The organism is Acidimicrobiales bacterium (assembly GCA_036273495.1).
Lineage (GTDB): Bacteria > Actinomycetota > Acidimicrobiia > Acidimicrobiales > JAJPHE01 > DASSEU01.
The window spans coordinates 1-9634 of sequence record DASUHN010000181.1; the positions used below are offsets into that span (position 1 = coordinate 1).

General features: G+C 70.6%; 12 protein-coding genes. 4 read left to right on the plus strand and 8 right to left on the minus strand.

Going from position 1 to position 9634, the window contains the following annotated elements; genetic code table 11:
* Window positions 1-650: DEAD/DEAH box helicase (locus tag VFW24_07625; protein HEX5266627.1), on the minus strand; the 650-nt coding region annotated here is incomplete at its 3' end.
* 25 nt (window positions 651-675) lie between these two features.
* On the opposite strand from VFW24_07625, the gene VFW24_07630 reads away from it, so the two are divergent.
* Complete coding sequence (locus VFW24_07630) at window positions 676-1719, plus strand: aminoglycoside phosphotransferase family protein (protein HEX5266628.1); 1044 nt, start codon at window positions 676-678, stop codon at window positions 1717-1719.
* Window positions 1720-1747: 28 nt separating this feature from the next.
* On the opposite strand, the gene VFW24_07635 is transcribed toward VFW24_07630, so the two are convergent.
* The 4 genes from VFW24_07635 to VFW24_07650 all read right to left on the minus strand — a co-directional run bounded on the left by VFW24_07635 (window position 1748) and on the right by VFW24_07650 (window position 4637).
* Window positions 1748-2179, minus strand: a complete 432-nt coding sequence (locus VFW24_07635; protein HEX5266629.1) for a CBS domain-containing protein — start codon at window positions 2177-2179, stop codon at window positions 1748-1750.
* Between the two features lie 27 nt (window positions 2180-2206).
* On the minus strand, window positions 2207-3409 hold the full coding sequence (locus VFW24_07640) for a thiolase family protein (protein HEX5266630.1): 1203 nt from the start codon (window positions 3407-3409) through the stop codon (window positions 2207-2209).
* 30 nt (window positions 3410-3439) lie between these two features.
* The gene (locus tag VFW24_07645) at window positions 3440-3859 is read right to left on the minus strand and encodes an OB-fold domain-containing protein (protein ID HEX5266631.1); all 420 of its coding nucleotides are present in this window, start codon (window positions 3857-3859) and stop codon (window positions 3440-3442) included.
* A gap of 115 nt (window positions 3860-3974) precedes the next feature.
* A complete protein-coding gene (locus VFW24_07650; protein ID HEX5266632.1) occupies window positions 3975-4637 on the minus strand; it encodes an ATP-dependent Clp protease proteolytic subunit in 663 nt (220 codons plus the stop codon).
* A gap of 56 nt (window positions 4638-4693) precedes the next feature.
* Between VFW24_07650 and VFW24_07655 the strand changes: the two genes are divergently transcribed.
* Window positions 4694-4963, plus strand: a complete 270-nt coding sequence (locus VFW24_07655) for a helix-turn-helix transcriptional regulator (GenBank protein ID HEX5266633.1) — start codon at window positions 4694-4696, stop codon at window positions 4961-4963.
* Entirely contained in the window at window positions 4960-5499 is a 540-nt protein-coding gene (locus VFW24_07660) for an ATP-dependent Clp protease proteolytic subunit (GenBank protein ID HEX5266634.1), read from the plus strand. The genes VFW24_07655 and VFW24_07660 overlap by 4 nt, the downstream gene beginning before the upstream one ends.
* A 7-nt stretch (window positions 5500-5506) precedes the next feature.
* Here VFW24_07660 and VFW24_07665 read toward each other — a convergent pair whose 3' ends face one another.
* Genes VFW24_07665 through VFW24_07675 form a run of 3 tightly spaced genes read right to left on the minus strand, consistent with a single transcriptional unit; the run spans window position 5507 to window position 8114 of the window.
* Window positions 5507-6043 (minus strand): hypothetical protein, encoded by a 537-nt coding sequence (locus VFW24_07665; GenBank protein ID HEX5266635.1) that lies wholly within the window; start codon window positions 6041-6043, stop codon window positions 5507-5509.
* 25 nt (window positions 6044-6068) lie between these two features.
* Complete coding sequence (locus VFW24_07670) at window positions 6069-6773, minus strand: hypothetical protein (protein ID HEX5266636.1); 705 nt, start codon at window positions 6771-6773, stop codon at window positions 6069-6071.
* Window positions 6774-6833: 60 nt separating this feature from the next.
* The gene (locus VFW24_07675; GenBank protein HEX5266637.1) at window positions 6834-8114 is read right to left on the minus strand and encodes an ABC transporter substrate-binding protein; all 1281 of its coding nucleotides are present in this window, start codon (window positions 8112-8114) and stop codon (window positions 6834-6836) included.
* 192 nt (window positions 8115-8306) lie between these two features.
* Here VFW24_07675 and VFW24_07680 point away from each other — a divergent pair, with 192 nt between their 5' ends.
* Window positions 8307-9410: a hypothetical protein gene (locus tag VFW24_07680; protein ID HEX5266638.1), complete on the plus strand. Its 1104-nt coding sequence runs from the start codon at window positions 8307-8309 to the stop codon at window positions 9408-9410.
* The last annotated feature ends 224 nt before the right edge of the window (window positions 9411-9634 follow it).

The window sequence follows — 9634 nt, forward strand, 5'->3', positions numbered from 1 at the left end:
CCGACCGGCCGGTACCGCAGCTCGACGGGGTAGGTCCGTCCGGAGACCTCCACCACGGGCGCGTCGAAGTGCCGGGCGAAACGAGCGGTGTCGATGGTGGCCGAGGTGATGATCACCTTGAGGTCGGGCCGCCGCGGCAGCGACGACCTCAGATAGCCGAGGAGGAAGTCGATGTTCAGGCTGCGCTCGTGGGCCTCGTCCACGATGATCGTGTCGTAGCGGCGCAGCTCGCGGTCGCGCTGCAGCTCGGCCAGGAGGATGCCGTCGGTCATGACCTTGACCAGTGTCTCGGGCCCCACCTGGTCGCTGAAGCGCACGGCGTAGCCCACCGGCCCGCCCAGGCGGACCGACAGCTCCTCGGCCAGGCGCTCGGCCACGGCGCGGGCGGCAATGCGGCGGGGCTGGGTGTGGCCGATCATGGCCTCGACCCCCCGGCCCAGCTCGAGGCAGATCTTCGGCAGCTGGGTCGTCTTTCCCGAGCCGGTCTCTCCGGCCACGATCACCACCTGGTTGGCGGCGATCAGCCCGGCGATGTCCTCCTTCCGGTCGACCACCGGGAGGCCGGCCGGGTAGGTGATCCGGTCGAGGGGGCGAGCGGTGCGGACCGGAGGGGGCGTCGAGGCTCGGGCCCGGGATGAACGCCCAGCCACACGGTGAAGTCTACGGTGACCGTCCGTGGCGAGGATCCCCGAGGGACGCCTTCTCGCCGCGCTCCGCGGATACGTCTCCGCCGCCATCGGTTGCCCTCCCGCCCGGGTCGCGGAGGCGAGCCGCTTCCCGGACGGCAACCGCCACGCTGTCTACAAGGTCTCGTATCTCGATCCCGCCGGCGCCACGACGGAAGTAGTCGTCCGGGTCTGCTCGGGTTCCGGGCCCGACGACTGCAGCCGCGCCGAGTGGGAGGCCCGGGTGCTCGCGAAGACGGGAGGGACGGCGGCGCCCCTGCTCTACGACTTCCGCCTCCGGAGTGAGTGGTTCGGCACGCCCGCCATGTGTATGCAGTTCGTTCCCGGCCACCAGATGGAGTTGGGCTCTGCGAACCCTGCCGAGATCGAGCGGCTGGGCTCGGTTGTCCGGTGGGTTCACGATCGACCGGTCGACGATCTGGTTGAGGGACACGAGGGCGAGGACGTGGAGGACGTGGTGGCGTACGCAGAGCGGCGGCTCCGGTCGATCGTCTCGACGCTGATCTGGGTCCGCGATCCCCTTCCGGGACTGACGCAGGCCCGCCTCAGGGCTGCCGCCGACTCGGTCGAGACGACCGTGGAGACGTCGCGTGAGGCCCGGAGCTTCCGCACCGGCGAGGCGCTGGCTCTCCAGCATGGGGACATCGGTCCCGGGAACGTCCGCTGGGGTCCGGACCCCGTCCTCATCGACTGGGAGTACGCGCGCCTGGGTGACCCCGCCGACGAGATCGCGTACGTGTTCGACCAGAACGGTCTCACCGGGGCCCAGCGGGAGGCGTTCTGGCGTGGGTACCGGGTGGGCGCCGGCGGGCGGGCGGCCCTGGCGCAGATCGCCGACCGCGTCGACTGGTGGGAGCCAGTGACCCTCCTGGGCTCGGCGCTGTGGTGGGTCGAGCGGTGGGTGCGGCGTGCCGAGGCCGACGCCGCGGGCAGGGCCGATCCCGCGGTCCCGAGGGAGCCGGGCTACTACTCCGAGCGGGTGATGAGCCGTCTGGCCCGGTTGGAGGATCGACTGACCCGGGATGGACGGTGATTCCCGGGGGAGGGCTCGGGCCCGGTCGTCAGCGGGCGTAGATGAAGTCGACCAGCGCCTTGCGGTCCTCTTCCAGTTCGTCCATCCGGTTCTTGACCACGTCTCCGATGCTCACGATCCCCGCCAGCTCCCCGTCCTTGAGGACGGGGACGTGGCGGATGCGGTACCGGGTCATGATGGCCATCAGCGTCTCGACCTCGTCTTCCGGGCTGCACGTCTGCAGCTCCGTGGACATGATCGAGGAGACCGGGCTGTCGAGGACGTCGGCACCGGAGCGGTCCACGGCCCGCACCACGTCCCGCTCCGACATCATCCCGGCAGGCGTGCGGCCGTCGCTGGACACGACCAGAGCACCGATCCCGTGGCGGGCCAGCTCGGCCAGGGCCTCACGGACGCTCGCCTCGGGCCGGATACTGGCCACGGCCTGTCCCTTCTGCCGAAGGACCGCGTCGATGCGCATCTCGACCTCCTGACGACAGGGTAAGAGCTACGCCGCCTTCTCGAGGATGTGCACTCCGCAGGCGCTGCCGAGCCCGATCACGTGGGCCAGGCCGACCTTGGCGCCTTCGATCTGGCGGGGCCCGGCCTCACCGCGCAGGTGGGTGCAGACCTCCCAGATGTTGGCGATGCCGGTGGCGGCGATCGGGTGGCCCTTGGACTGCAGTCCCCCCGAGACGTTCACCGGGGTCTTGCCGTCTCGCCACGAGGCGCCCGAGTTGAAGAAGTCGGCCGCACCGCCCTCCTCGCACAGCATGAGATTGTCGTAATGCACCAGCTCGGCGGTGGCAAAGCAGTCGTGGAGCTCCACGAGGTTGAGGTCCTCGGGGCCGATACCGGCGGACTCGTAGGCCTGGCGGGCGGCGTTGCGGGTGAGGCTGTTGACGTTCGGGAGGACCTGGCAGGCCTCCTCCCACGGGTCGGTCGTGAGGACGGACGCCGCGACCTTGACCGCCCGGCGCCGCTGCTCGGCCGACAGGGTCTTGAGCTTCGAGTCACTGACGACCACGGCGGCGGCCGCCCCGTCGCAGTTGGCCGAGCACATGGGGCGGGTGTTCGGGTAGGCGATCATGACGTCGTTCATGATCTCCTCGAGGGTCATGCGCTTGGTGTAGGCGGCCAGCGGGTTGAGAGTCGAGTGGGCGTGGTTCTTCTCGCTGATCTTGGCGAACAGCTCGAAGCTGGTCCCGCCGTACTTGTGTCCGTACTCCATCCCGATCTGGGCGAAGACGCCCGGCATCGTCTCTGTCCCCACCCGCCCGTCGAGCGGGGCCACGGCGCCGTAGCGGCCCTTCGGATCCCACTTGTGGCCTTCGGACGCGGTGCGGCCGCCCGCTCCCAACAGGCCGGCGCCCGCCAGCTTCTCGACCCCGACGGCGAGGCCGTAGTCGACCTCGCCGGCTTTCACCGCCATGACCGCGGTGCGCAGGGCGGTGGCGCCCGTGGCGCAGGCGTTGGCGACGTTGTACACGGGGATACCGGTCTGGCCGATCTGCTTCTGGAGCTGCTGGCCGATCCCGGCGTTGGCGGCCATCAGGTTCCCGGCGGCCAGGATGCCCATGTCCTTCATGGACACACCGGCGTCGGACAGGGCGCCCAGCGCCGCCTCGGACGCCAGGTCGACGGTGTCCTTGTCGGGGTGCTTGCCGAACTTGGTCATGTGGATCCCGAGGATCCAGACGTTCTCAGCCATGTCTCTCCTCCACGTGGAAACTCGGGTTGCCTAGACGGGCTCGTAGCCGAAGCCGATGGCATCGACGCCGTCGTCGTCGGTGCCCAGCGAGTAGGTGGTCAGCCGGACCCGCATCCCGGTCGAGAGCTTCTCGGGAGTCGGGTCGACGTTGATCAGGTTGGCCCGGACCGAGGTGCCGTCGCAGTCGACGACCGACGACACGAACGGCACGGGCACCCCCGGGGCGGCGAAGGTCACGATGGTGAATGCCCGCACCGTGCCGTCGTTGGCCAGCCGGACCCGCTTGAACTCGGTCCCCGAGCAGGAGGCGCAGGCGTTGCGCCGGTCGAAGAACCGGGCCTGGCACTGCGTGCACTCCGAGGCCTCGAGGTGGGGGTCGGACCCCAGGATCAGGTAGTCGACGAGCGGGACCTGTCGGCCCGAGGCCGTCGGCGCATCCGATTTGGGCATGTTCGGGATCCTAATCGGAGTTCACACAGCGTTCCCCGGGGCGCCGATCGGCTGAAACACGGGGTCCTTAGGGTGGTGCACATGACGACCGGCCCTCAGTGCCGAGGACCGGTCCTCAGGCCACCTTGCCGGCCAGCGCCGATTCCCGGTCGGACGGGGACGAGGCCGAGCCCGCCTGCTCCGCCGCCGCCACGCCCCGCCGCGGGACGATGATCTCGTCGACCAGCCCGTAGACCCTGGCCTCCTCCGCCGTCATGAAGAAGTCCCGGTCGATGTCGCGCTCCACGCGGTCGAGAGGCTGGCCGGAATGGTGGGCGATGATCTCGGCCATCCGGCGGGTGAGCGAGAGCACCTCGCGGAGGTGGATCTCCATGTCCCGGGGCGCCCCCCGGGCGCCGGCGGATCCCTGGTGGATCATGATCTTGGAGCTGGGGAGGGCAAACCGCTTCCCGGCCGCCCCACCGGCCAGGATCATGGCGGCCGCCGACATCCCCATCCCGACGCAGATCGTCGACACGTCGGCCTGCACGTGCTGCATCACGTCGTAGATGGCCATGCCCGCATAGGCCAGCCCGCCGGGGGAGTTGATGTAGAGGTAGATGTCCTTGTCGGGGTCCTGGGCGTCGAGATACAGGATCTCGGCTATCAGCAGGTTGGCGATCTGGTCGTCGACCTCCTGGCCCAGGAAGATGATCCGCTCCCGCAGCAGAAGTGAGTAGATGTCGAAGGCCCGTTCTCCCCGGGCGCTGTGCTCGACCACGGTCGGGATCACTGTCATGCCTCTGATGCTATCGCAAATTCGAGATAGCACAAGTGTGATAGAGTGCCCGGGACGTGAGCGAGCGCCGTCACCAGCGCTTCCTTCCGGGGTTCGCCGAGATGGCGGAGCGCCGCCGGGCCCTCACCGACGCCCTGGTGGCCCGTCGGGTGGACCTCGGCCTGTCCCAGACCGAGGTGGCGGCGCGCATGGGGACGTCGCAGTCCGCCGTGGCCCGGCTGGAGACGGGACAGGCGGACGTGCGGATGTCGACCCTCGAGCGCTACGCCGCCGCTCTCGGACAGGTCATCGACTGGCGCCTGGGCGGCCCGCGGGATCAACGGTGACCGACCCGGGAAACATGTCCGAGCAGCTCCAGGCGGCCATGTTCGACCGGCGCCTGATCATGCTGTCCGGGGACGTCGACCCGATCCGCGCCGGGGACGTGGTCGCCGGCCTGCTCACCCTGGACGCTCTCGGCGACGAAGCGATCGATCTCCGGGTCAACGGCCACTCCGACAGCCTCGACGCCGCCTTCTCGCTGATGGACACCATCGACGCTCTCGGCGTGCCCGTCCGGGTGGTCTGCAACGGGACGGTCTCGGGCACGCTGGTCGGGATCCTGGCCGTGGCCGAGGGCCGGGTCATCGCCCCCCACGGGCGGGTGCGGCTGGCCGAGCCCAGCCAGTCCTTCGGGGGTCGGGCCGAGGAGGTGGCGGCCCGGGCCGCCCAGGAGCAGGAGCGCCTCGAGCTGTTCCAGCGGCGCCTGGCCGAACGGACCGGCCACCCCCTCGAGCACATCGAGGCGGACATGCAGGCCGGGCGCTACCTGACCGCCGAGGAGGCCGTGGCCTACGGCCTCGCCGACGCCGTCAGCTCCTGACTACTCGCTACAACCAGCCGACGCGGGCCGCGGCGACGGCCTCGGTCGGGGGGGCCGCCAGCTCCCCGGCGTGCACCCCGTCCAGGAGCCGGCGGGCGCAGTCGACGATCTCCGGGACCGCCCGGCGCAGGTCCGACGCATCCCGGGGGTCCACTGCGGCGGAGTCCAGGCCGGCTTCGGTCAGGAGCCCGTCGAGGTCGGAGAGCCGCTGGGCCAGCCACCCGAGCGGGTCGGAGCTCAGGTCGGGTTCGAACTTCCGCGAGCCCGGCTCCCACCCCCGCATACCGGGATGGTGGTGGGTGCGGTCGAAGCTGCCCGGCGGGCCGGAGACCGACTCCAGCAGGTCGGCCCGCCAGACGGGCTGATCGATGACGATGGGACGGGAGGCGTAGATCGTCCCCTCGTGGGCGGGCTGCTCCAGCAGCCGGACCTCCAGGCGGACGCCCCGCTCGGCGCCCTCCTGGCCCGGATTCGGGTTGGGGTCGACGAAGTAGAGGTCCGACAGGACCACGCCGATGCGGTGGAAGCCGAACAGGTAGAGCATCCCCCCAGCGTAAGGGGGGGAGGGGTCAGGTGCCGCTGGGGGAAGGGGGCGTGGCGCCCGGAGCGGGTGCGCCCGGCCCGCCCGGCCCGCCGTAGCCCCACGCCTTGCGGAGCGCCCCGAGCCTCGTCCGGTCGTTGATGGTCGTGGCGGTGGCGGTGCCGTTGGAGACGACCGCCTCGATCGTCACGGTGTCCCCCTTGCTGATGTTGGCGACCCCATCGCGGCCGGCGTCGACCAGGGTGTCGGTGGTGACCGCGTAGGTCTTCTCGGTCCCGTCCGCGCTCTTCACGCTGATCGTGGACGTGTACGGGGAGTCACTGGTGACCGTGCCGGTCTGGAAGTCGACGGTCTGGTAACCCGACCCGCTGGGGTCGGGCCGGACGAGCTCCCCGCGGATGGCGCCGCCCATGCCCGGGCCTCCCGGGCCTCCCAACCCGAGGCCGTGCCGGGCGAAGGGCCGGGGTGAGCCCGGCGTGGTCGACGGCCCCGAGGAGCCCGGCGACCCGGACGACCCCAATGACGAGCCGGTCGAGCCCGAGGTGGCGGCGGCCGCCACCCCGGCGCCGATGCCGCTCAGGGCACAGGCGCCGACCACCGCCAGCACCGCCCGCCGGCCCGGACGGCGCCGGGCCTGGGGACGGGCGGGCGGCAGCGGCTCGGCAGAAGCTGGCGGCTCCTGCCAGGTGAACGCGTCGTGCGGCTCGAGCTCGGGTTCCCAGTCAGAGGCCATGGAGCGATCCTTGCCCCCCGACCTGGGATTCAGAGCAATCTGGCCTGTGAATCGCGCCCCTTACCTGGTCTCGGGCGTCCAGCCGTTGATCGGGAGCATGTCCCCCGGGCTGCAGATGAATCCGCTCTTGGGAGACGGGGACACCCGGACGATCTGGTTGTTCTTCACCTGGGCCAGGAGCCAGCAGTTGGCCGGGATGTTCTTGGCCGGGTTGGAGGGTGCGATCAGCCCTCCCGCGTCGAAGCTGGTGATCTTGTTGAGCGCCGCCACCAGGCTGGCCCGGGTCGGGTTCTTCCCGGCGTCCTTCAGGGCCTGGACGAACAGCGCCGCCGCCGACCACGAAGTGGCGCCCCACAGGGCAATCGAGTCCTTCGAGTCGATCTGCTTCATCCACTTCGTGAAGGTGGCCACGGCCGGGATGGCCGAGGAGTCCTGGCCCAGGAACAGCGCCGTGCCGAGCGGCAGGTAGGCCCCGTTGGCGGTCCCGCCGGCCAGCGGCAGGAACTGGCTCCCGTAGCCGGCGGTCTCCCAGTTGAGCGGGTGGAAGTTCTGCTCGGAGAACTCCCGGGAGATGGTGGCGGCGTAGTTGTCGGGGAAGGCCACGCCCATGAAGATCTTCACGCCCTTGGCCTTCATCGCGAGCACGTCGGAGGTGAAGGTCGTCTCGTTCTGGGAGAACCCCCGGGCGTAGACGATGTTGAACCCGAGGTGGGCCAGGGCCTGCGACTGCACGGTGAAGGCCTGCTTGGTCGAGGCGGTGGCGGCGGCGTAGAGGATGCCGACGTGCTGAATGTCGTTGGGGTAGTGCTGCTTGAGCCACTCGTACGGGCCGAGGGCGTAGTCGTTACCGGTCGACGGGGTCGGGCTGTAGGTGTTGGGGTCATTGCCCAGGTCGTTGCCGATGGCCACCGAGATGGTGGGCACGTGCTCGGAGTCGAGGGTCGGCTTCAACCCGATGTCGAACAGGGTGTAGTTGCCCACGAAGGCGAACTCGTTCTGGGCGATGTCCTTGGCGTCGCTGGTGATCTTGCCGGGGTTGAAGGCGCTGTCCCGGGAGTCGACGATCAGCTTGCGCCCGTTGACCCCGCCGAGGCTGTTGATGTAGGCGAAATACGCCTGGACGCCCACCTGGGCGCTCTTGAACAGCCCGGGCACGGGCTCGGAGATGTCGGCTACCTGGCCCACGGTGATCGAGGTCGGGGTGATCCCGGGCGCCGATGCGGTGTTACCGGAGCTCGACTGGGACGACGGGGTGCTCGACGGGGCCGAGGTGGCCGTGCTCCCCCCCGCCGTGGACGACGACCCGCAGGCCGCCAGCGTGAGGCCGGACAGAACTGCCACCGTGGTGACAGCTGCGCCGGCCCGGCGCACCCGGAACTTCCGTGCAATATGCAGCGCCACTGCTTCCCCCTGTTCCGGCCGCCGCCAGGGCGAGGCGGCAGCCTCTCGGGCATGGTACAGAAGCGGCGGGCAGATGGGAACGTGTTCTCATCGGCCCTCGGAAATATCCGTTTTGCGAGAACTGGAGACCGTGTGCCCCATCCGCTCGACGAGTATCCCGTCCACCAGGCCCCGCTCTCCATGCGCCAGGTGGTCAGCAGCGACCGCAACTTCTACGACCGCAGCTACTTCAACGCCCACGACCGCACCGGGGACGTGTTCCTGATCACCGGCCTCGGCGTCTACCCCAACCTGGGTGTCACCGACGCCTACGCCACCGTCCGGAAGGGGGGCCGCCAATGGGTCGTGCGCTTCTCGGACGCTCTGGGTGACGACCGGCTCGCGCAGAGGATCGGGCCGTACCGGATCGAGGTTCTCGACCCTCTCCACAAGGTCCGGATCGTGTGCGAGGCCCCGGAACACGGCATCGCCTTCGACCTGACCTGGGACGGCTCCTATCCGCCCGTCGACGAGCCCCGCCACGTCGTCATGTCCGGGGACCGGGTGACCCTCGACGGGTGCCGCTTCGCCCAGGTCGGCACGTGGTCGGGCGAGCTCGGGGTGGACGGCCAGGACATCCGGGTCGATCCCGCCGTATGGGTCGGTGCCCGGGACCGCTCTTGGGGCATCCGTCCCGTAGGGGAGCCCGAGCCCCCGGGCCGAACGGCCGACGGGGCTCCGGGCGGGTTCTGGTGGCTCTACGTCCCGCTGCGTTTCGAGGACTTTGCCCTGGTGGTGATCGCCCAGGAGAGGGCCGACGGCACGCGCACCCTGAACGAGGCGGTGCGGGTGTGGGCCGACGGACGCCACGAGCAGCTGGGCTGGCCCGAGGTCGAGATCTCGTACCGGTCCGGGACCCGGCACCCCGAGCACGCCCGGATCGGCCTGCGGGCGCCGGGCGGCCGGTCCCTCACCCTCGAGGTGGACACCCTCGGCTTCGCCGCCCTGTTCCCGGCCGGCTACGGAGCCGCCGGCGAGGAGTGGCGCCACGGGCAGTGGATGGGGGCGGGGTGGGTCGACGGCAAGGTCTACGACCTCGACGACCCGGCCGTCACCGGCCGGCTGGGTTTCGGCGTGGTGGACCACGTGGGCCGGGCCCGCTTCGACGGGGCGGAGGGCTGGGGCCTGTTCGAGCACGCCACCATCGGGCGCCACGACCCCAGCGGCTTCGCCGACCTCTCCTCGGTGGCTCCCTAGAACTCGTTCTATGCTCGCCGGAGGCGCGCGCCCGTCCGGCCGCGCCGCGAAGGGGGCCTCAGCACATGCACGACCTGGTGGTCCGGGGCGGGACGCTCGTCGACGGGACGGGGAACGCTCCCCGGCAGGCGGATGTGGCCGTCGACGACGGCGTGGTCACCGAGGTCGGGCGCTTGGCGGGCGTGGCGGCCCGGCGGACCATCGACGCCGATGGCCTCACCGTG

Bases quoted from the DNA above. Each gene is read 5' to 3' on its own strand.
- VFW24_07635 (HEX5266629.1), bottom strand. From the start codon at position 2,179: ATGCGCATCGACGCGGTCCTTCGGCAGAAGGGACAGGCCGTGGCCAGT.
- VFW24_07640 (HEX5266630.1), bottom strand. From the start codon at position 3,409: ATGGCTGAGAACGTCTGGATCCTCGGGATCCACATGACCAAGTTCGGC.
- VFW24_07645 (HEX5266631.1), bottom strand. From the start codon at position 3,859: ATGCCCAAATCGGATGCGCCGACGGCCTCGGGCCGACAGGTCCCGCTC.
- VFW24_07650 (HEX5266632.1), bottom strand. From the start codon at position 4,637: ATGACAGTGATCCCGACCGTGGTCGAGCACAGCGCCCGGGGAGAACGG.
- VFW24_07665 (HEX5266635.1), bottom strand. From the start codon at position 6,043: ATGCTCTACCTGTTCGGCTTCCACCGCATCGGCGTGGTCCTGTCGGAC.
- VFW24_07670 (HEX5266636.1), bottom strand. From the start codon at position 6,773: ATGGCCTCTGACTGGGAACCCGAGCTCGAGCCGCACGACGCGTTCACC.